Source organism: Thalassobacter sp. HA4-2 (assembly GCF_055693705.1).
Genome location: NZ_JBVFUK010000001.1, coordinates 1,168,048 through 1,188,938 on the forward strand (window position 1 = coordinate 1,168,048; position 20,891 = coordinate 1,188,938).

Sequence of the window (20,891 nt, forward strand, 5' to 3'; positions counted from 1 at the left end):
AATCCTGCGCTGGATTTTACGGGATGCATATGCTGCGACCGGCATTACTCCGCCGCAAGCCTATATCGGCACGCACATTCTGCGGCACAGCCTGGCCAACGACATGCTGCGAAGAGGCGCGTCGCTTGCCGAGATCGGGGATGTGCTTCGGCACCGGTCTGCAATGAACACGACAATCTATGCGCAACATGATGTCGATGCCTTGCGCTCGATCTCGCGTTCCTGGCCCACGGCGGAGGAAAAGCAATGAAGCCGCTTACCCAACGACTTGATGAATACCTGGCCCTGCGGCGTTCGATGGGCTTTGACCTCTCTTTCGAGGAACGGGTTTTGCGCAAGTTCGCGATCTATGGCGACGAAAACGGGTTCGACCGGATCTCGACGCCCTTGTTCCTTGGCTGGAAGGGAAACTATGGCAGCGCGGACAACAACACATGGTCTCGTCGCCTTGGCATGGTGCGCCGGTTCGCCTTTTGGCTTGCAGAGCACGACGATCGGACCGAAGTCCCGTCCAGCCAACTCGTCATAGGCCGAAACCGAAGACGTGTCCCCTACATCTATGCGCCCAGTCAGATCGCGGACATTGTCGATGAAGCCGGGCGGCTGCCGTCGCCCTACGGCCTGCGTGCCGCTTTGTGCCAGACCCTGTTCGGCTTGATCGCGGTGACGGGCATGCGGGTGAACGAAGCTTTGTCTCTGGACCGGCAAGACGTCGATCTTGACCGTGCCGTGCTTACGCTCAGAAACACGAAGAATGGTAAGGATCGGCAGCTGCCCGTCAAGGACGACACCGCCCATCGGCTCGCCCACTATGCCGAGTTGCGGGATCGGCTGGTAGCGCACCAGTCGTCGGCGTTCTTCATCAAAGAAGATGGCAAGCCGGCGGGAGATTGCGGGGCCCGCTACAACTTCGCGCAAGTCAGCAGAAACATCGGTCTTCGCTCACCGCAAGCCTTTAACCGACACGGCGATGGACCGCGCATCCATGATTTGCGGCACACATTTGCCGTCCACACCATCCTGGACTGGTTCCGCGATGGCCGAGACATCGAGGCAGAGATGTACAAGCTCAGCACCTATCTCGGCCATTCCGAACCAAAGCACACATTCTGGTATGTCGAAGCCGTGCCCGAGCTGATGCAGCTGGCTGCGGCGCGGGCCGAACGACGGGTACTGGAGGGCGCATCATGATCGCGACCTATCCATTGCCAATCTACGTGCAACGGTTCTTCACCGAGCGGCTGTTGACCCAGATGCAGGCCAGCCCAAACACGATCGCCAGCTATCGCGACACCTTCCGGCTCTTGCTGAAATACGCGACAGCAGAGACCAGGTTGCCGCCGCCTGAGCTGCATGTAGCCCACATCGATGCCGACATCATCGGGCGGTTCTTGACGTTCTGCGAGGATGAACGCGGCAACAGCGCGCGAAGCCGGAACACGCGGCTAGCCGCGATCCGTTCGTTCTTCAAATATGTCGTGGGCTGTGAACCTCAGTTGCTGCATCATTGCCAGAAGGTGCTGGCGATGCCGTCCAAACGGCACGAAAAACGCGTCGTGGACTTCCTCACCCGTGACGAGATGGAGGCCTTGCTGAAGGCACCTGACCAGACGACCTGGTTTGGGCGGCGTGATCGGGTGTTGCTCCTCACAATGCTACAGACGGGTTTGCGCGTATCAGAGGTGATCGGCCTGCGCGTCGGCGACGTCGAGCTCGGCACCGGAGCGCCCCTCAGATGTATGGGCAAAGGCCGAAAGGAATGCGCGACGCCGCTTCGCACAGACAGTCGGGATGCATTGAAGGCGTGGCTCGCGCAGAGCCGGGCTGAGCCCAACGAGCCCCTGTTCGCAACCATCAGTGGCAGGCCGCTCAGCAGAGATGCGGTCGAGCGAATTGTTCGGAAACATGCGGCCACCGCTGCCTCGACCAACTCGAAGTTCAGACTGAAGCGCGCCACACCCCATGTCTTGCGCCACACCGCTGCAATGCAGCTTCTACAGAGCGGACTTGATCGGACAATCATTGCCCTTTGGATGGGCCATGAATCGATTGATACGACAGAAGTCTACATCCACGCCGATATCGAACTGAAAGAAAGGGCTATGGCTCTGACAAAGCCACTTGGCCAGGCGAGCGGACGATATCGACCGGGTGACGAACTCTTGGCATTCCTAGAAGCGCTCTGAATTATGCCGACCTGCCGCGCCGATCTAACTACAACACAACAGGAGCTGGATATCGGCGCGGCATAATCCGAACCTCGGCATTATGGATCACCTCATGGGCCAACGTCCCATAATAGCCTGCCGCATCGTGAAAGGTGGTAATCGGCGGCATGTGGATGTGATCTTTGGCGGGGCTGTAATAGGCGCGCGGATCATCACTGGTAATGATCTCCGCCCCTGTCCGGCTAAAAAACGCCTCGAGCTTAGGGTCTTCCGCCGTGCCGAGATCGCGCGGAGCCTCGGGATGGATGTAGTACTCCTCCGGCAAACCCTCGATCTAATCCGCGTTAAACACGCGATAGGCGCGCGCATAGGGCAGCTCCTCCTCGATGCCCAATTCGTTTTCTCGGGTAAACGTCCCGTATTTGACCACGGTCGACGACGTTTCGCTTTTGCGGACTTGGCCACCCAGTTCCTGCGCCTGTTTGTAGGTCATCCAGCGGCTGGACACATAGCCATGCTTGGCCGCCATGACCCAGAGCATCAGGACGTTAATTCCGCGATACTCCTCCCCGTTGTGTCGGGTCGGCAAGGCAATGCCGGACGCGCTCCCTGTCCACGGCTTGCGCCATGGCGGCGTGCCCGCCTCGATCTTTGCAATAATGGTGTTGGTGACATGGGCATAAACATCAAACTTCGGTGCCATTTGTGGCCTCCTCGATCAAAGTGACGCGGGTGAGGCTTCGCGCCCCCTTCCGCCGTTGGGCTGCGCCTCGGCCACCTGATCTGACCGAATACGCATGTATTCGGCGGAACAGAGTGGGAGAGGGCAAAGCCCGACCCACGGCCCTGAACGGGGCTGTCAATCGGCCACATTTGCGAAGAAAATGTCTGCGCCCAAATCAGACGCCAATTTGCCGCGCGAGGAATGGCTCGCCCGCGAGACAGGGGAAATTGGTGGCTGATTTTGGGGATGGACTAAGGTTGACCGCCACGGTCAGGGATGTTGGGCGGACCAAACAAAAGGAATGGTGTCTGGATCGGGGTGAGCGGGCCAAAGGCCCGTTGAGCCTCGGTGCAGTCTACTGGGAGATGTTGCCCGCGCGATTAGACGTGGGCTCGAAACAAGACGAACATCAGCTTGGCGTGTCGCAGCGACCTGTTGCGGCACTTCTGATCGTCAAACAGCCTTGGCGATGATCCGAAAGATAATCCGTGTACATAGGTTGAATTTGGGCTGTGAACACAGGCCGTTACGCGATACGTTTACAAAAAACCGTTCGAATTCAGGGCAATCTTTTGAAAATCATCGACAACATTTCTGTCCTCTTGGGAGATGAACTGAAAGCAGGGTCTGAAGCCGGTGCGAAAATACGGGTGGCGGCCAGTTGCTTCTCAATCTTTGCATATGAAGCACTGCGGAATGAACTGGAAAGCGTCAAAGAGCTCGAGTTCATACTGACAGATCCGACGTTTATTCCGAACGAAGCTCTCGGGCGTTCGCGCAAAGAGAAACGAGAGTTCTTTATCCCGAAACAGCTCAGAGAAACCGCGCTGTACGGCACAGAATTTGAAATTCATCTTCGGAACAAATTGACCCAAAAGGCCATTGCAAAACAGTGCGCGGACTGGGTGCGAAGGAAAGCTACGTTCAAATCTAACGTGACTGACGCCCCGATGCAGCAATTCGCGACTATCGAAGCGCGCAAAGGCAACATGGTTTTCTTGCCTATTAGTGGGTTTTCAGCCGTCGATTTGGGGTACCAGCCAGGCAACGCCGTTTCGAATTTGACCCATGCTTTAGAAGATAATCTGTCCACAAAAACCTATCTTTCTTTGTTTGATCAGGTATGGGCAAACCCTGCAAACGTTCAAGATGTAACAGATCGAGTCCTTCAGCACATAGAGGCCGTTTACCAAGAGAATTCGCCGCAAAGGATTTACTTTCTAATCCTTTACAACATCTTCCAGGAATTCCTTGAGGAGGTCGACGAGGATGTGCTGCCCAATGATCAAACAGGGTACCTCGACAGCATCGTCTGGAACAAGCTGTTCAACTATCAACGAGACGCTGCCACTGGGGTAATTAATAAGCTGGAAACCTATAACGGCTGCATTCTTGCAGACAGCGTCGGCTTGGGAAAGACCTTCACCGCGCTCGCGGTGGTCAAATATTATGAGTTACGGAACAAATCTGTCCTGGTTCTCTGTCCGAAAAAGCTTGCTGACAATTGGCGGAACTACAACACGAACCTCAAGACAAACCTCTTTGCAGCCGACCGCTTTAACTATGATGTCCTCTGCCACACCGACCTTTCCAGAACATCGGGCGAGTCCCTGGGCATCCCACTCGATCGGGTCAATTGGGGCAATTATGATCTGGTCGTCATCGATGAGTCTCACAACTTCCGAAACAACGACGTCTACAAGGATCGGGAAACTCGGTACCAGAAGCTGATGAACAAGGTCATCAGATCCGGCGTAAAGACAAAAGTTCTGATGCTTTCCGCGACCCCCGTTAACAACAGGTTCACCGACCTTCGCAACCAGCTCGCATTGGCATACGAGGGGCATTCGGACACGTTGAGCCGCAATCTGAAAACCAAATCCAGTGTTGAAGAGATTTTCCGGAAGGCTCAAACCGCCTTCAACACCTGGTCAGAGCTCCCTCCAGCGGAACGCACAGCACAATCCATTCTCAGAGCGCTGGATCTTGATTTCTTTGAGCTCTTGGACTCGGTGACGATCGCACGTTCTCGCAAGCATATCGAGCAATTCTACGATACGGCCGACATCGGGCAATTCCCCGAGCGTAAAAGGCCCATTTCCCATCACCTCCCGATCACTTTCCGCGAGGATGTCGTGGGGTTCGACGAGATTTATAGCGACCTATCGCTTCTCAAAATGGCGGTCTACGCGCCGGTGAACTACATCCAACCGAGCCGCCTTAGAAAATATGAAGAGCTCTACGACACCAAGACGGAGGGCTCCAAAGGTACCCTGCGCCAGGCCGATCGCGAGCGCAGCCTGCAAGCGCTGATGACTACGAACCTTTTGAAGCGCCTTGAAAGTTCAGTAGAGGCATTCCGCCTCACATTGGGTGCGCTAGACCGAAACATTGGCGCTATGCTGGAGGCCATCGACCGGTTCGAGGCAAGTGGCGGCAACGGCAGGATCGAAGACGTTTTCAATGACGTGGACAACTTGGATACCGACGATGATGACCTGTCGGGACTTGGCGAGTTTACTATCGGCAAGAAGATCCAAATCGACCTCGTTGATATGGATATTCCGACATGGAAAGCTGACTTGGGCGGCGACCGCGAGATCATTCAGGGCCTCTTGGCTGAGATGGATAAGGTTGGCGTTGAAGAGGACGCCAAGCTGCAGCACCTGATCGACGTCATCAAACAGAAGATGACCTCGCCCCTGAACCCAGGCAATCGCAAGGTTCTGATATTCACCGCTTATGCAGACACCGCCGAATATCTTTATCGCCACGTCGCGCCCGCCCTCAAAGGCGCGATGGGATCCGAGACAGGCATCGTCACGGGCTCAGGGAACCCTAAGACTACGTTGAAATCTCATTACGACTTCCAGTCAGTGCTTACACTCTTCGCCCCCAAGGCGAAAGAGAAGGCGCTGATCATGCCGGAGGTGCCAGAAGAGCTGGACATCTTGATCGGCACCGACTGCATTTCCGAAGGGCAAAACCTTCAGGATTGCGACTACCTGATCAACTACGACATCCACTGGAACCCGGTTCGTATCGTGCAGCGCTTTGGCCGGGTTGACCGGATCGGCTCGCCCAACACCGCCATTCAGCTGGTCAACTACTGGCCCGACATCTCGCTCGACGAATACATCAACCTCAAGGAACGTGTCGAAAATCGGATGCACATCGTCGACCTCACTGGCACCGGCGAAGACAACGTGCTGACGGCGAAAAGCAGTGACGTCGCCTATCGCAAGGACCAGTTACAGCGCCTGCAGGAAGAAGTGATTGAGCTCGAAGATGTCAAAACCGGCGTTTCCATCACAGATCTTGGCCTGAACGACTTCCGCATGGACCTGCTGAACTACACCAAGGAACATGGCGATCTGGCGGGCCAGCCCAAGGGCCTGCATGCCATCGTCCCATCCAACCCCGCGAAAGGCCTGCAGCCTGGCGTGATCTTTGCCCTGCGCAACATCCACCAGGATGTGAACGTCAACCAACAGAACCGGCTGCACCCCTACTACCTGATCTATCTCGACAACGACGCCAACGTCATCGCTGACCACACCGAGGTTAAACGCCTGCTCGACCTCATCCGCTCCAGCTGCAAGGGTCTGGACCAGCCGATCAAGGCACTGTGCGACGCCTTCAACGCGGAAACCATAGACGGGCGTGAGATGGGCAAGTATTCCGAATTGCTCAGCGACGCGATCAAATCCATGATCGAGGTGAAAGAAGAACGTGACCTCGACAGCCTCTTTTCCGGTGGGCACACCACGGCGCTGACCCACACCATCGCCGGGCTTGATGATTTTGAGCTTCTGGCCTTCATCGTCGTACGAGACCCTGTATGACGGCGCTCTTCGACTACCCCAAAGCCACGGTCCTGAAACGCGTCGTGCCCAAGACGCGGATCTATGACCGGGTCCAGGCCTTCACCGCGCTGAAGGACAAATTCGTCGCCCAGGTTGATCAGATCACATGGCGCGCCAAGCTGGCCCCGGAAACCATCAACCTGCCCGCCACCAAATCCGTGCCGGAGATACAGGTCTTCCGCGTCACACTGAAAAGCGACGCGGTGCAGGACGACGTGCTGAGGGCCATCGACCGCGCCATTCCCTTTCCGATCCTGTTCGAACTGGAACAGGACGGCCAGATGCAAATTGCAGCCGCCCACAAACGGCCGTCAGAGGCGGACGCGGCCAAATGGGTGCTGTCGGACTATCTCCGCTCGGAATGGCTGCCCGCTGATACGCCCCGCAGCCCATTGCCAGTGGCGCTGAACCTTGGCGTGCTTTATGAACAGATCCTGACAGCGCTCATGCCGATTGTGCCGCAGACGGCGGAATCCTTGGGCGCACGGATGGACCGGACGCACGCCCTGAAAACCAAAGAGCGTGAGATCAGCCAGCTGAAATCCAGGTTGAAACGCGAGACGCAATTCAACATCAAAATGACACTGCACGGTCAGCTGCGCGAGGCGCAGGCGGACTTCGAGCATCTGAAAAAGCCGGAATAGGCCCAAGAAAAGAACACGGGGACGAGAATGAGTGACGAGATCGAAAAGCTGAAAATGCACAGCCCGGACCTGACGCAGGACAACATCGCCAAAATCCGCGCGCTGTTCCCCGGCTGCGTGACCGAGGCGGCGGGTGAGGATGGCAAACTGCGTCTGGCGGTGGATTTTGATCAGCTGCGTCAAGAGTTGTCGGACAGCATCGTCGAGGGGCCGCAGGAACGTTATCACCTGAACTGGCCGGGCAAGCGCGAGGCGCTGATCACCGCCAACGCCCCCATCGCCAAAACCCTGCGCCCCGCGCGGGACGAAAGCGTGGATTTCGACACCACCCAGAACCTGTTCATCGAAGGCGACAACCTTGAAGCGCTGAAGCTGCTGCAAGAGACCTATCTGGGCAAGGTCAAGATGATCTACATCGATCCGCCGTATAACACGGGGAATGACTTTGTTTATGATGATGATTTTGCGGAGAGCTCGGCGGAGTTTTTGGAGCGGTCGAACCAGAAGGATGATGAAGGGAACCGATTGATTGCGAACATGACGTCAAATGGTCGCTTCCATTCAGATTGGTTAAGCATGATTTATAGCCGTCTTCGTCTATCAAAAGCGCTTTTGGCGGATGATGGAGTAATTTTGATTTCGATCAATGACGCTGAACAAGCTAACCTCCGAAAGCTATGCGATGAAACGTTTGGTGAGGATGCATTTGTTGCGCAATTTGTCTGGAATAACGACGGAAATGTCGACCAGCAGAGCAAAATAAAGGGCGTTCATGAGTACATTCTTTGTTACTGTAAAGGCGGGGACAATTTGCAGCGCCCAAAGGTGATTGACCCAAATATCGAAGAAACGAGCAAGCTATACAACGATACTATCGAAAATTCTATCACTAAGAACGGTCCGGCGAATCCACCATCGAAGGTTTTGTTACCATCGGGTTTCCCAGCCTCGTCTGAGAGCTTTGTCGTTGAAAAGCGTTTGGATAGTACTCCTTTTGTACACGATCGTATAGTTGTGGAGAGCGGAAAGGTCGTTTCGGACGCTTATGTTGAAAGCGGGTGGAGTTCGCTAAACTTATTGCAGTTATTCATAAAAAATGGCTTCCAGCCTATCAAAGATAGCGAAGGTAAAGAGACATGGTTTGCTATAACGAAATCAGGCGCCATATACGGATATAAGCGCCGGTCTTCCGATCAGGGACACGTTCTAACGGTGATCAGAAATGTTGGAACAACCAAACAAAACAGTTCAATGCTTTCTGGATGGGGTTTGGACTTTTCTTACCCAAAACCAGTATATTTAATTCAATACCTTGTCTCTATTTTTTCTCATAGCACTGCCAACGAACTCGTATTGGACTTTTTTGCTGGTTCTGGAACCACTTCACATGCAGTTTTTCAACAAAATTGTTCGGATGGCATGAACAGAAGGGTCGTCTCAGTACAGCTAGCTGAGAAAACTGGAGAAGAACGTTTCGGTACTATCGCCGAAATCTCCAAAGAACGCATCCGCCGCGCGGGGCAGAAAATCCTCGAAGGAGAGTGTCACCCCGATTGGAACAAGGATGTCGGCTTCCGCGTGCTCAAAATCGACAGCTCCAACATGGCCGATGTGTTTTACACGCCGGATCAGACCGCGCAGGCCGATCTTCTGTCCCGCGTGGACAATATCAAACCCGACCGCACGGCCGAGGATCTGCTGTTCCAGGTCCTGCTCGACTGGGGCGTTGACCTGACCCTGCCCATTCGCCGCGAGACCGTGCAGGGCAAAACCGTCTTCTTCGTCGCCGACACCGCCCTGATGGCCTGTTTCGACGATGGCATCTCCGAGGACCTCGTAAAAGAGCTGGCAGGTCACGCACCGCTACGGATCGTGTTCAAGGACACCGGCTTTGCCGACGACCAGACCAAGATCAACGTGAAACAGATCTTCAAAGCCATGTCGCCCGAGACCGAAGTAAAGGCGATTTGACCCCATGAAGATCAAGTTCAAGTCGCAACCCTATCAGACAGCGGCGGTTGAGGCCGTGGTCGATTGTTTCGAGGGCCAACCCAACACAGCGGCCCAAGTCTATCGCATTGACCCCGGTGTCCGCGCGCAGATGCGGGCCGATGAAGACGGCTTTCGCAACGCGGATATCGCGCTGCCTGCGAGCCAAGTTTTGGAGAATATCCGCAAGGTGCAGCAGCGCCAGAATCTGCCGCTCTCTGAAAGCCTAAGCAGGTTTGTCGATGACAAGGGCAAGCCAAAGAAGGCCAGCTACAAGGCGGGCGCGGCCATCAACCTCGACATCGAGATGGAGACCGGCACAGGCAAGACCTATTGCTATATCAAGTCCATCTTCGAGATGAACAAACGCTATGGCTGGTCCAAGTTCATCATCATGGTGCCGTCGATTGCGATCCGCGAAGGCGTGGCCAAGTCGCTGGAGATGACCGCCGAGCATTTCGTCGAAAGCTACGGCAAGAAGGCGCGGTTCTTCATCTACAACTCCAAGCGGCTGCACGAGCTGGAGAGCTTTTCCTCGGACGCGGGCATCAACGTGATGGTGATCAACGTGCAGGCGTTTAACGCCTCTGGCGCCGACAACCGGCGGATTTATGAAGAGCTGGATGATTTCCAGTCCCGCCGCCCCATCGACGTGATTGCCAAGAACCGCCCCATCCTGATCCTTGATGAGCCGCAGAAGATGGAAGGCACGGCAACCCAGAACGCGTTGCCCAAGTTCAACCCGCTGTTCATCCTGCGCTACTCTGCAACCCACAAGACGATCCATAACAAGGTGCACCGTCTGGATGCGGTCGATGCGTTCAGCCAGAAGCTGGTCAAAAAGATCGAGGTGCGCGGCATTCAAGCAAAGGGTCTGACGGGAACGAATGCGTATCTCTATCTGGAAGGCATCCAGATTTCCAAAAGCGACCCCGTGGCGCGGGTGGAGATGGAGGTCAAGACCAACTCGGGCATCAAGCGGGTGCTGCGCAAGTTCGAGAAAGGTCGCAACCTGTTTGATCTGTCCAAAGGGCTTGATCAGTATCGAGACTTTGTTGTTTCGGACATCGACGCGCGTGTGGACGAGGTGCATTTCACAAACGGCGCGGTCCTGAAGGCCGGTGAGGCCAGCGGCGACATCACCGAACGCGACATCCGCCGCATTCAGATCCGCGAGACCATCGCGGCTCATCTGGAGCGCGAAAAGCAGCTGTTCGCGAAGGGTATCAAGGTGTTGTCGCTGTTCTTCATCGACGAAGTGGCGAAGTATCGGGACTACGACGCTGAGGACGAAAAAGGTGAATATGCACGTGTGTTCGAAGAGGAATACGAAGCGCTGAAAGCCGAGTATCTTGGCGAGTTGCCCTTGGAGGATGAGGCTTACCGGAAGCATCTGGAGGGCATCGACGTCGGAGCGACCCACAACGGCTATTTCTCGATCGACAAGAAGGGCAAGCTTGTTGATCCAAAGGTCAAAGCGCGCGGTGAGTTCGCCGGTTTGACGGATGACGTTTCGGCCTACGACCTGATCCTAAAGGACAAGGAGCGCTTGCTTTCCTTCGAAGAGCCGACGCGGTTCATCTTCTCCCACTCCGCGTTGCGCGAGGGCTGGGATAACCCGAACGTCTTTGTAATGTGCATGCTCAAGCACAGCGACAACACCATCTCTCGTCGTCAGGAAGTTGGCCGGGGCCTCCGCATTTCGGTCAACAAGAACGGCGACCGTATGGATCACGCAGCAACCGTACATGACATCAACGTCCTGACCGTGGTGGCCAGCGAAAGCTACAAAGACTTTGTTGGCGGGCTTCAGAAGGAAATCGCTGAAAACCTGTCGGAGCGCCCACGCCGGGCGAACGCCGAGTACTTCGAAGGCAAGTCGATCACGGTCAACGGCATTGAAACCACTGTGTCCAAGGACATGGCCAAACGCATCGAGCGTTATCTCGTCAAGAACGATTACATCGATGACAACGACGGTATCACGAAAGCGTATCATGAGGCGCGCGAGGCGGGCACGCTGGCTGAATTGCCTGAAGAACTACTCGATCATCAGGAACAGATCCTGCAGCTGATCGATACCGTCTTTAACGGAAGCCAGCTCGAGCACATGATTGGCGATGGCCGCAAGCCCAAAGCCATCCCGCGAAACAGGAACTTCGAAAAGAAGGAGTTTCAGGAACTTTGGCAGCGCATCAACCGGAAGGCTGTTTACCAGGTCGAGTTTGACTCCAACGATCTGGTCCAACGCTGCGTCAATGCTTTGGATCGGGATCTCGTTGTCTCGCCTCTGCAATACGTTGTCACCGAAGGCAAACTATCTGATGAGCTGACTGAGGCTCAGCTTCGAACCGGAGCTGCGTTCAAGCAATCGGGTATACGGAGTGAGGAAAGCAGCTCTGCCCACTCGCTTGTTTCATATGACGTCATCGGAAAACTTGCTGAGGGAGCGGAATTGACGCGCGGGACGATCGGGAAAATCCTGACCGGAATGAACGCTGCGAAGTTCTCGACGTTCCAGGCGAACCCTGAACAATTCATCTCTGAGGCCTCACGCATAATCAAAGAGCAGAAGGCCACGACTGTCATCGAGCATCTGACCTATGATGCAACTGCCGACGTATACGACACCGATATTTTCCCCGCGACCCAGAGTGGCACTGACCTGACACAGGCTGTCGGGAAGTTGCGAAACCACATTTACGACTATGCGGTGGTCGACTCCGGGGTCGAACGCAAGTTTGTCGAAGACCTGGATACAAACGATGAAATCGTCGTCTATTCGAAGTTACCGCAGGGGTTTCTCATTCCCACGCCTGTCGGTGACTACAATCCCGACTGGGCGATAGCTTTCAAAGAGCAATCCGTGCAGCATATCTATTTTGTTGCGGAAACAAAGGGCTCTCAGCCGTCTCTCAAGTTCCGCGAGTTGGAGCGCGAGAAAATCAAGTGCGCCAGAAAGTTCTTCGCGGAGATCGCGAACAGCGTTCCGAATGACCGGGTGAAGTATGATGTCGTGTCAGACTTTTCTGAGCTCATGTCTGCAGTTCGGGGCACTTAGCGATGCTTTGGAGATAGCCCATGTTCCGTGTTGATCTGAGCCAAAACCGTTTGTCCCGCCTGTCACAGAAGCGCTTCGCCGACTTGAACCTGCGCGAGCGCGACCATTTGCAGGAGTGGCTGGCCAATCAACCTGACGCCCTCGGTGAGGAATTACTGATCATTCAGAAAGAGTTTGACGGGTTTGATGAAACCCGCGAACGCCTGGATCTCTTGGCGCTCGACAAGGACGGCAACCTCGTTGTGATCGAGAACAAGCTTGATGACAGCGGCAGGGATGTAACCTGGCAGGCGCTGAAATACACCGCCTATGTCTCGGGCCTGACAAAGACGCAGATCGTCGACATCTATCAGCAATACCTCGACCGCTATGCGGGCGGTGGCAATGCGGCCGTGCGAATCTGCGAGTTCATGGAGGTAGAGGAGTTGGAAGAGACCGTTCTCAACCCCGGCAATGACCAGAGGATGATCTTCATCGCAGCCAATTTTCGGCGCGAGGTCACGGCAACGGTGCTATGGCTCCTCAGCCGCGGAATTCGCGCACAATGCTTCAAGGTTACCCCGTACTCGTTTGGCGACGAGCTGATGGTCGACATTCAGCAGATCATACCCACGCCTGAGGCAGCTGACTTCATGATCGGAATGGCCGCGAAAGACATTCAGGAAAACTCGGAAAAAACTGCCCAAAGGCGCAGCCATCAGGTTAGGCGCGAATTCTGGACCAGCCTCAAGGAAGCATTCGCGCAAACACCTTGCCCAGTGTTCCCAACGATAACGGTAACCAAGGACAACTGGAACATATCTCCAGTTGTTGCAGGCACACACTACGATATCGTGCTGACCCAGAAAGCTGCCTTTGTGAAACTAAGTGTCGAAAGGCCTGCTGCTGCAGAAAACAAGGCGATTTTCGATCACATTTACTCGCATCGAGAAGAAATTGAAGCGGACTTTGGAGCTCCGCTTGATTGGCGCAGGCTTCCACAGAACAAGGTAAGCCGGATTGAAGCATCACTGCCCTGCGATGGTTTTAACCCTGACAGCTGGCCAGAGGTCCATGATTGGATCCGCGAGACATCAACGAAAATGGCCGCCGCTATGGAAAAACACCTCAACGAAGCCATCGGTATAGCACGGTCTCATGACGAATAGCGGTCGTGAACCGCGCATCATGACAAGATTGCCAGAGCGGGAGACCCGCCCTGGCGCTAAGGTCACTCGGTGACCGGTTCTTCATCGCGGCGTGGGAAGGCGACCATCTCAACTTCAGGAAACATGCTGTGCTTGACATTGATCGACGTGATGTTGCCGTTGTCGTCGGTGTTGACGAAGAGGACGCCGCAGCGGTCCCAGAAGTTCTTGCCGTCTTTTTCGCCGGATTTGACGTTCAGTTTCAGAGTTTGAGTAGCCATTTTTTGATCCTCACTTTGAGTGTTTCGATGAACACGACCAAAGCTGGCACCAAGGGGCTGTCAGCGAGAAACTTGCCTCGCGAGGAATGCGCTGGCGCAGGGGAATTTTCTTGTTGAAGCGGAGCTTGCCCCGCGTCTGCTACGGCTGCCCGCTTATGTTCAGCAGTAGGAAACACGGCACTGAGAATGAAAAACCGGCAACCCCAAAATACTGCTGCGTAGATTTCACAAACCCCAAAAGGACCAGAACTAGAGACTACGGCCTGGCCAACTGAAACCAAAATGACGGACGTAGTATTTGTCATGCATGTACTTCAGATAGTCTTCCCAATCCGAAATCGCATCGTCGTAGCCGCGTGACTGCATTTTTTTGAAGTTTTTCGCTAGACCGGCAATGTGATAAGCGATTTTTCTAAGCCTCAAAGCAGACTTTGGTTCGCCCCACATACGAAGCGCCGAAATCCCTGCGACTGGTGGAAGATGTCCCGAGAAGCAGCGGTCCAGGATCAACTGCCGTGTTGATGCTGGCAAGCCATTTGTTTTCCCGACGGTATATCCGAGCACTTTCAGAAAACTTTCTTCAGCCCGCTCAAAATCACTGCCAACATGACCACTTCCAACATCTGTGGTAGGCCATTTGAAGGCTTCCACCTCGGGCAAATCTCGGACCCTTCGCCTCCACTCCTTTTCGACAGCTGAAACAATCAAAAGGTGTTCGTTTTTCTTTTGGCCTGTCGAATTGGCTGCACGTGATGTGTTTGCCTTCCACAGGTTTAAGAGTTGCTCATTGTTTGACTTGGACAGGGAAGAGCGAATTCTTTTTCCGCTTTCGACGAGTGATGACATTTCTCTCTTCTGACGAGCTTTTGCTTGCCGCTTCACCTCTTCTTTTCTGCGAGCTTCTTTTGATTTTTCCTTTTCCAGCCTCTTTTGGACTTTTTGCTCTTTGGCTGCCCGTTGTTGATCGATATGCCGCTGCTTTCTAGCAGCTGTTTCGATAGTCTTTGCCCATGAATGAAAGTGTCGCTCGTAGATCAAGTCTATTTCCGCCTCGTGGCGGATGACGGTTTGCCCTTTGAAGGTCAGGCCAACCGTGAATTTCGGTCCTTCTTGCGGAAACCCGACCCACATTTCATCTCTCATCACAGTGAAGAGGCGCACGAAAACCTGGTTGAAGATCGGATCGTCGCCAAAGCCGTGCAGTTCCTGATAAGCCTTACCGACAGCAATCCACTCTTTTGGCTGATCAGCCAAGCTGTTCAAAACGAAAAGCGACAATTTTCGAACGGTATCGAGATTAAGTTCAAATTTGGATCTGCTCACTAGCATCCGCCTGTAAAAATCAATTACTTAAGCTCCGTCGAAGATTGCTCTTAAAGGGGCATTTCTTGTGACCCTACTTCAAAAGAGGTAGGCGACTCCTCAGTGCGCCATCGATCGAAGCAAGCAACGCCTCAGGGAAACCTTCCGGAAGCTGATTGAACGTGGCCTCAATGATCGCGTGCGACGTCTCCTGCAGCTCTTCGAACAGGCGCTGCACGACTGCGCGGGAAAAGCCGGATTTAACTCCTGTCTCCACGATGTGGCGGCCGACTATATTTGCCACTTTGTAGTGGTTTGAGTTTCCGAAATTCATAGCGAGCTTGAAGTATTTCCGCTCGATCTGCCGGGCGTCGACGGTCGGCTGCACCGTCAGCACGTCGTAAAGCGGTGTCATGCGGAAACGGCCGCCGGGTAAGAGGCTGACGCTGAAGTTCTTTCCATGACCATCTGTTGCACCCAGCAACCAGAAAAGGACATTCGCTTTGAAAAAATCGTACCGGTCTTTGTTGGGGTCATCACTTCCCAACAAGAGATCCATGATATCCGGGATCCCTGGACCGCCCTCGTTCTGGTACTTTTGCGTGGGCACAATGGATAGTGCTTGGCAGCAATCTTCCTGTGGCAGACGGATCAAGCGGCCATCGGACGTCCAGCGCCGATCAAAACGTTCAACCACTAAGGCTTTTTTGTCGCCAAACTGTGCCATTTCGACATTCGCAACTCTAAGCCCAAATGCCTCCATCAGCTTGAGGCATAAGTATTCATTTTCAACGCTGTCGGACAGGTCCATGCCGTTGGGCAGCCTGCCAATTTGCGGCTTTATGATGTGCGTGGTTGGCGTCGTACCGGTTGGTTCAATCCACTGGCCGTCTTTACGAAGCAGCGCCGTTTTTTCTTGCGCGCCCGCGACAGAAATTCGGAAGTCATTCTCACGACGAATCCCCAGTGGTGCTAGATCGAGGTCGCTCAAAATGGCCCCGATCTGCGCCTCGTCAACAGGTTCTCCCGTTAACTCGGACATTGGCTGGGGCTCTTGCCCATCGGGCAGAAACTGCAGCGCGCCAATGCAATCGCGCCCGATTTGTGACAGCAAGCTGAAGGCATCGACGCCTTCGGCCCCGACACGTTCCGCGACCCTTCGGCGGATGACATCGCTGTCGGGCAACAGGTTGTCAAAGACGGCCATCACAGGTGCGCCGCTGTAGCGGTTTTCCTGCAATGGCAACGACAACGAGACCGGCATCCGGTGCTCCCAATCGAGCCAATCACGCGCATAGGCGAAACTGACGCCGCCCGAGGGCTCACGCATCAATTGACCCACGAGCCGCGAGTTCAGGAAAACGTTCAGCGGTGTGTAGCTGCGTTTGCGGCCCATGTCAGAAGATGTCCTCTAGCCCGTCTGATGTGCCTTTACTACGCTCGGTCACCGTTATTTCGAGCTCCAAGGCCGCGATCAAATCGAATACCGTTTCCAGCTTGGTGCCCCCACTGCCGTTCTCGATCTTGGAAATTGTCTCTTGCCAGACACCGCTCATTGAGGCGAGTTCCTTTTGGGTAAGGTTCTTTGCCTTCCGAGCCTGTCGAATTGCGTGGCCCAAGTTTTTTGATGTACGAACGAGGTGCTTCATGGCGGTTCTCCTGCCACTCCATATGACCTCTGGATCATAAATTGTCAATATGATCTCCAAATCATAAGTGCGCAGTATGACCTGAGCACCATAAAGCTCGACGACATTGGTGGCTGTCTCCCAAACTTAGCGAATGCACTCACACCTGCAGCCCCGCAGCGCGCACCTGCTCGGGCGTCACCAGCTTTGATGCGATCAAATCCTCGATCTGCCGGTTGGTGATGTGGCGGCAAAGAGGATGGCGCTCGTGGACCCACTCGGCGAGGCTCGCTCGGCCTTTGGCTTCGGCCTCTCGCGCCTTCTCGCGGTCGGCCTGGATCTGGGCCAGTCCCTTCTCCCACCGGCGCATTTTGAACCAGTTGTCTGAGAAACAGACCTTGCTGCGCATGTAGCCCTCGCTTTCCTTGGCATAGGCTTTGACCGCCTGCCTCAGATCATCGGGCTTCACTCCGGCCTTCACAGCTGCTGCGATCAGGCGCAGACTGGTCTGCCGGTCTCGGATCCTGTCCTCGGGATAGGCTGCCAAGATCTTCTCAGCTTCAAGATCTTCAACCTCCTCCGCCGCCTCGCGCTTGCGCGTAGGTGGTTTATGGATGGTTTTAGGATGGTTTGGGGTCCACCGTGAACCCCGTACCCCGTTCACCGTGGACCCCGTGCCGGGTTCAGGCTGGACGGGGTTCACAGTGACCCCCGTCTCAATATTCGGCTCGGCAGTGGGTTCGAGCGCGGCCACGCGCTCCAGAACAAGGCGGTAAATGACGGTGTAGCCGTTCTTGCAGTGCCGCCGTCCTGTCTCGATCAGAATGCCTTCTCGCAAGAAGTCGATGATGGTGCGCTTCACCGTGCTCTCGCTGAGCTCTGTGTGGCGCTGGATCGTCCCCTTGGAACACCAGATGCCCGAGCCGTCATCGCTCGCCTTGTCGGCCAGGAACATGATGATCTGCTTGCGCGCAGCGCTACCAAAGCGACGCTCGGCGCATTCATTTGCGATGCGCCAGCTCATTGGATCGCCTCACCGGTCAGAGGCCATGAAAAAGCCGACTGAGCGTTTGCGGTGTGGCGCTTGCTCATGCTAACATACTGTGAAAGCTGACAGGCTTTTTCTATTTGGCCCCGGTTCACAGTTGCCGCTGTGACGGGGCTTTTTTCGTTTTGAACCGGCGAATTTGGCTTTGAAACTTTCGCTTTTTGTTCACTTTTTGTCAGGGGGTGTTTTGCACCCTTAAGTCGTTGTTTTCGCTCGCACTCATTCTGGATTGCAAATCCGTGTACACCGGTTTGATTCCGGTACTCGCCTCCAATCATTCCAACAGGTTGGATGAACTTGGATACGGGGCAACAATGCCCTGTGGGTTTTGTTTGTTATCACAGCGCTTTTGCCAAACTCAGTGACGTGTCATGAAACGTTGGCGATAATACTAAAGGCAGGTCGCCCTGTTTACATTGCTTGGGACGCTCGCGGCATTCGCACTTTTTGTGTTTGGGCTCTGTTTTGCGATTGTGTTGTAGGATTTGGTGAACGGGGAAGGAGAGACCCTCTGGGGCCTCGGCCCAGACAGTCGCGGCCTAAGCGAGTGCATCCTTGGTGGCGGCCCAGATCGGGCCTAGCTGCGTCAACTGTGTTTGCAGCCCCGCATCCTCCGCGTTCTGGGCATGGGTCTGGATCGCCTTCAGGCAGTCTGCCAGCCCAACCGCACCGAATACAGAGGCGCTGCCAGCCACCTTGTGTGCGCGGGCGGCCAGATCGGAATGGTTTGGTGCGTCCTGCGTGATCCAGATCATAAGGTCATCCACCTCTTGGACAAAGCGCGCGGTCAACTGGGTAAAGGCATCTGCGCCCAAGGCGGCTTGTGTTTCTTTTCTGTGGGCGTGGTCGATATAGCTTGCGCCATCGGGTGCTGCGGCCTTGGCCGGTGTTTCGTGCAACAGGGCGCGCAGGGCATCGCGTGACAGGGGTTTGGTCAGAATCCCATTCATCCCGTCGTGCAGGAATTTTTCCTGCTCTTCCGGCATGGCATTGGCCGTCAGTGCATAAATCGGTGTGTCGCGACAGGGGCCTTGGGTGCTGCGGATCCTGCGTGTCGCCACGCGTCCGTCCATCACGGGCATGCTGATATCCATCAGGATCACGTCGAAGCTTGTGCTTTGCGCCTTGTCCACGCCTTGTTGTCCGTCAAAGGCTTCGACCACCGTGTGCCCCTCGGCCTGCAACATCTGGGATGCCACAATGCGGTTGATTTCGTTGTCCTCGACCAACAGGACATGCAGGGGCTTGGCCGAACTTGCGGCGACCGGCGGCTGGATTTCCGCAGCGGGCTTTTGCGCGGCCTCGGTTGGCAGTTTGACCCAAAAGCTGCTGCCCTTGCCCAAGGCACTGTCCACGCCGATTTCGCCGCCCAGAGCTGTGACAAACCGTTTGGCAATACTTAGCCCCAGCCCAGTGCCACCGACATCGCGGTCATAGGCGGTATTGCCCGTGACAAAATCATCGAAAACCCGTGTGGTCAGGTCCGTATCCATGCCGGGTCCGGTATCTGTGATACAGATCAACAGATGTGTGGCCCCTTCGGCACCGGTGTTTTCAATCGTCACGGCGATACGGCCGTGTTGGGTGAATTTCACAGCATTGCCGATCAGGTTCATCATGACATGCTGCATCTTGTCGTGGTCGGACAGGATCCAGTCCTGCGCGCGCCCGATCCACGTCAAATCCAGAGAGGTGCCATTTTTCTGGGCCATGCCGCGTTGGTTGTCGACAATATCTTGCAGCAGAGCCGTGATGTTCATCGGCTCTGACCGCACGCTGAGTTTGCCCGCATCGTAGCGCGTGATATCCAGAACGTCGGAAATGTGCCGCATCAATAGACGCCCAGAGGTTTCCATGTGACTGACATGGCGGTCCTGATCGGGCGTCAGATCCGTATCGCGCAGCAGGTTCATGTTCCCAAGCAAGCCGTTGAGCGGGGTGCGGATTTCATGGCTCATGGTGGACAGAAAGTCCGTCTTCAACTTTTCACCGGCCAGCGCTCGGTCCCGGGCTGCGATCAACTCGGCCTCGGCGGCGACACGGTGTGAAATATCGCGCAGATACGCGATGTAGATTTCGCCCTGATCGGTGGTGGCGGATTGGATCGCCAGTTCGACAGGAAAAATGCTGCCGTCGCTGCGCTTGGCGTCCAGTTTGACGCGACCGTGGCCCACGACCCGCTTTTCGCCGTTGGCTCGCATCCGTTCCATGCCGGCATCATGGGCCCCGCGCAGATGATCGGGGACGATGACCGCGCCAATATCCATGCCCCGGACATCCTCGGCGTTGTGTTTGAAAATCTCTTCGGCAGCGGGGTTGAATTCCAGAATGCGCCCTTTGGCATCGCTGATGATGACGCCATCCAAAGACGTATTGATCACCGTGTTCATGCGCTTGGCCGTCTGCAAGTTCTCCCGTTCCCGGCGATAGATCCGGCGGTTCAGGCGGTTGAGATAGACAATCACAAAGGCCAACACACCAATCAGCGCCACCAAGGCGATGGCAAGTTGGGTCATGGTACGGGCGACCGCCCGACGTTGGCCGTCCGCGGACTTTGCAAAGAGTTCCAGACCAGAATTGCCCAAGGCCCGTACGGTGGGCGCAATGGCCCGCGCGTTTTCGTGCAGGGTCGGGCGTGCTGCCAGAAGGGTGGCGTCATCGGCATCAATCACGGCGACACTGTCATTCAGGAAAGCGCGGATCTCGTCCAGTTTGGCGTTGAAGTGTGGATCGGCCCGCAGGTCTGCAAACACGGTGGCCTTTTCCAGCGTTTTGGCCCGGCTATAAAAGATATCGAATTCTTGCCGGATTGCGTCGGCGTCAGCGGGGTCTTTTGAGGCCTCGTGGGCGAATTCCAAAAACTCCACATGGGCCTGCGCCAAGGACCACTGTACATTGTCGGAGCTGGCGGAGCTGAGCAGTTCCAGCTGGCGGGCGACTTTGTAAGACAGCAAGGCGATCGCACACACGGCGATAAGACCGGCCAGGCTACCAAAGGTCCGGCCGGTCTTTTCCCGCGCAGGGGTGATCATCGCCATATTTCTATCCCTTCA

The 20,891-nt window shown here is 55.3% G+C and carries 16 protein-coding genes; 8 read left to right on the plus strand and 8 right to left on the minus strand.

What is annotated here, in order from left to right:
* The first annotated feature begins 43 nt into the window (after positions 1-43).
* Genes ACZ1G0_RS06010 through ACZ1G0_RS06020 form a run of 3 tightly spaced genes read left to right on the plus strand, consistent with a single transcriptional unit; the run spans position 44 to position 2,186 of the window.
* Entirely contained in the window at positions 44-250 is a 207-nt protein-coding gene (locus ACZ1G0_RS06010; protein WP_472737774.1) for a tyrosine-type recombinase/integrase, read from the plus strand.
* A complete protein-coding gene (locus ACZ1G0_RS06015) occupies positions 247-1,191 on the plus strand; it encodes a tyrosine-type recombinase/integrase (protein WP_472736116.1) in 945 nt (314 codons plus the stop codon). The genes ACZ1G0_RS06010 and ACZ1G0_RS06015 overlap by 4 nt, the downstream gene beginning before the upstream one ends.
* Entirely contained in the window at positions 1,188-2,186 is a 999-nt protein-coding gene (locus ACZ1G0_RS06020; protein WP_472736117.1) for a tyrosine-type recombinase/integrase, read from the plus strand. Before ACZ1G0_RS06015 ends, ACZ1G0_RS06020 begins: the two co-directional genes overlap by 4 nt.
* A 28-nt stretch (positions 2,187-2,214) precedes the next feature.
* Here the strand turns inward: ACZ1G0_RS06020 and ACZ1G0_RS06025 are convergent, their stop codons facing one another.
* On the minus strand, positions 2,215-2,493 hold the full coding sequence (locus ACZ1G0_RS06025; RefSeq protein WP_472736118.1) for a zincin-like metallopeptidase domain-containing protein: 279 nt from the start codon (positions 2,491-2,493) through the stop codon (positions 2,215-2,217).
* A gap of 9 nt (positions 2,494-2,502) precedes the next feature.
* A complete protein-coding gene (locus ACZ1G0_RS06030; protein WP_472736119.1) occupies positions 2,503-2,871 on the minus strand; it encodes an ArdC-like ssDNA-binding domain-containing protein in 369 nt (122 codons plus the stop codon).
* A 593-nt stretch (positions 2,872-3,464) separates the two neighbouring features.
* On the opposite strand from ACZ1G0_RS06030, the gene ACZ1G0_RS06035 reads away from it, so the two are divergent.
* Genes ACZ1G0_RS06035 through ACZ1G0_RS06055 form a run of 5 tightly spaced genes read left to right on the plus strand, consistent with a single transcriptional unit; the run spans position 3,465 to position 13,600 of the window.
* Complete coding sequence (locus ACZ1G0_RS06035) at positions 3,465-6,737, plus strand: helicase-related protein (RefSeq protein WP_472736120.1); 3,273 nt, start codon at positions 3,465-3,467, stop codon at positions 6,735-6,737.
* Positions 6,734-7,402 (plus strand): DUF4391 domain-containing protein, encoded by a 669-nt coding sequence (locus ACZ1G0_RS06040; RefSeq protein ID WP_472736121.1) that lies wholly within the window; start codon positions 6,734-6,736, stop codon positions 7,400-7,402. Before ACZ1G0_RS06035 ends, ACZ1G0_RS06040 begins: the two co-directional genes overlap by 4 nt.
* Before the next feature lie 27 nt (positions 7,403-7,429).
* Positions 7,430-9,373 (plus strand): site-specific DNA-methyltransferase, encoded by a 1,944-nt coding sequence (locus ACZ1G0_RS06045; RefSeq protein WP_472736122.1) that lies wholly within the window; start codon positions 7,430-7,432, stop codon positions 9,371-9,373.
* Between the two features lie 4 nt (positions 9,374-9,377).
* Positions 9,378-12,452, plus strand: a complete 3,075-nt coding sequence (locus ACZ1G0_RS06050) for a type III restriction-modification system endonuclease (RefSeq protein ID WP_472736123.1) — start codon at positions 9,378-9,380, stop codon at positions 12,450-12,452.
* Between the two features lie 20 nt (positions 12,453-12,472).
* Complete coding sequence (locus tag ACZ1G0_RS06055) at positions 12,473-13,600, plus strand: DUF4268 domain-containing protein (RefSeq protein ID WP_472736124.1); 1,128 nt, start codon at positions 12,473-12,475, stop codon at positions 13,598-13,600.
* A 62-nt stretch (positions 13,601-13,662) separates the two neighbouring features.
* Here the strand turns inward: ACZ1G0_RS06055 and ACZ1G0_RS06060 are convergent, their stop codons facing one another.
* The 6 genes from ACZ1G0_RS06060 to ACZ1G0_RS06085 all read right to left on the minus strand — a co-directional run bounded on the left by ACZ1G0_RS06060 (position 13,663) and on the right by ACZ1G0_RS06085 (position 20,876).
* Complete coding sequence (locus ACZ1G0_RS06060) at positions 13,663-13,860, minus strand: hypothetical protein (RefSeq protein WP_472736125.1); 198 nt, start codon at positions 13,858-13,860, stop codon at positions 13,663-13,665.
* Between the two features lie 249 nt (positions 13,861-14,109).
* The gene (locus ACZ1G0_RS06065; protein ID WP_472736126.1) at positions 14,110-15,183 is read right to left on the minus strand and encodes a hypothetical protein; all 1,074 of its coding nucleotides are present in this window, start codon (positions 15,181-15,183) and stop codon (positions 14,110-14,112) included.
* 73 nt (positions 15,184-15,256) lie between these two features.
* On the minus strand, positions 15,257-16,558 hold the full coding sequence (locus ACZ1G0_RS06070; protein ID WP_472736127.1) for a type II toxin-antitoxin system HipA family toxin: 1,302 nt from the start codon (positions 16,556-16,558) through the stop codon (positions 15,257-15,259).
* Between the two features lies 1 nt (position 16,559).
* Positions 16,560-16,811, minus strand: coding sequence for a helix-turn-helix transcriptional regulator (locus ACZ1G0_RS06075; protein WP_024096522.1), 252 nt, complete (start codon positions 16,809-16,811; stop codon positions 16,560-16,562).
* Between the two features lie 139 nt (positions 16,812-16,950).
* Entirely contained in the window at positions 16,951-17,814 is an 864-nt protein-coding gene (locus tag ACZ1G0_RS06080; RefSeq protein WP_472736128.1) for a hypothetical protein, read from the minus strand.
* A gap of 563 nt (positions 17,815-18,377) precedes the next feature.
* Positions 18,378-20,876 carry an ATP-binding protein gene (locus ACZ1G0_RS06085; RefSeq protein WP_472736129.1) on the minus strand — a complete coding sequence of 833 codons (2,499 nt, stop codon included), beginning with the start codon at positions 20,874-20,876 and terminating at the stop codon, positions 18,378-18,380.
* Positions 20,877-20,891 lie beyond the last annotated feature (15 nt).

What these genes read in the sequence shown, in the direction of transcription:
- ACZ1G0_RS06015 (WP_472736116.1), top strand. Translation starts at nt 247, where the DNA reads ATGAAGCCGCTTACCCAACGACTTGATGAATACCTGGCCCTGCGGCGT.
- ACZ1G0_RS06020 (WP_472736117.1), top strand. Translation starts at nt 1,188, where the DNA reads ATGATCGCGACCTATCCATTGCCAATCTACGTGCAACGGTTCTTCACC.
- ACZ1G0_RS06030 (WP_472736119.1), bottom strand. Translation starts at nt 2,871, where the DNA reads ATGGCACCGAAGTTTGATGTTTATGCCCATGTCACCAACACCATTATT.
- ACZ1G0_RS06040 (WP_472736121.1), top strand. Translation starts at nt 6,734, where the DNA reads ATGACGGCGCTCTTCGACTACCCCAAAGCCACGGTCCTGAAACGCGTC.
- ACZ1G0_RS06045 (WP_472736122.1), top strand. Translation starts at nt 7,430, where the DNA reads ATGAGTGACGAGATCGAAAAGCTGAAAATGCACAGCCCGGACCTGACG.
- ACZ1G0_RS06050 (WP_472736123.1), top strand. Translation starts at nt 9,378, where the DNA reads ATGAAGATCAAGTTCAAGTCGCAACCCTATCAGACAGCGGCGGTTGAG.
- ACZ1G0_RS06055 (WP_472736124.1), top strand. Translation starts at nt 12,473, where the DNA reads ATGTTCCGTGTTGATCTGAGCCAAAACCGTTTGTCCCGCCTGTCACAG.
- ACZ1G0_RS06060 (WP_472736125.1), bottom strand. Translation starts at nt 13,860, where the DNA reads ATGGCTACTCAAACTCTGAAACTGAACGTCAAATCCGGCGAAAAAGAC.
- ACZ1G0_RS06070 (WP_472736127.1), bottom strand. Translation starts at nt 16,558, where the DNA reads ATGGGCCGCAAACGCAGCTACACACCGCTGAACGTTTTCCTGAACTCG.
- ACZ1G0_RS06075 (WP_024096522.1), bottom strand. Translation starts at nt 16,811, where the DNA reads ATGAAGCACCTCGTTCGTACATCAAAAAACTTGGGCCACGCAATTCGA.
- ACZ1G0_RS06080 (WP_472736128.1), bottom strand. Translation starts at nt 17,814, where the DNA reads ATGAGCTGGCGCATCGCAAATGAATGCGCCGAGCGTCGCTTTGGTAGC.
- ACZ1G0_RS06085 (WP_472736129.1), bottom strand. Translation starts at nt 20,876, where the DNA reads ATGGCGATGATCACCCCTGCGCGGGAAAAGACCGGCCGGACCTTTGGT.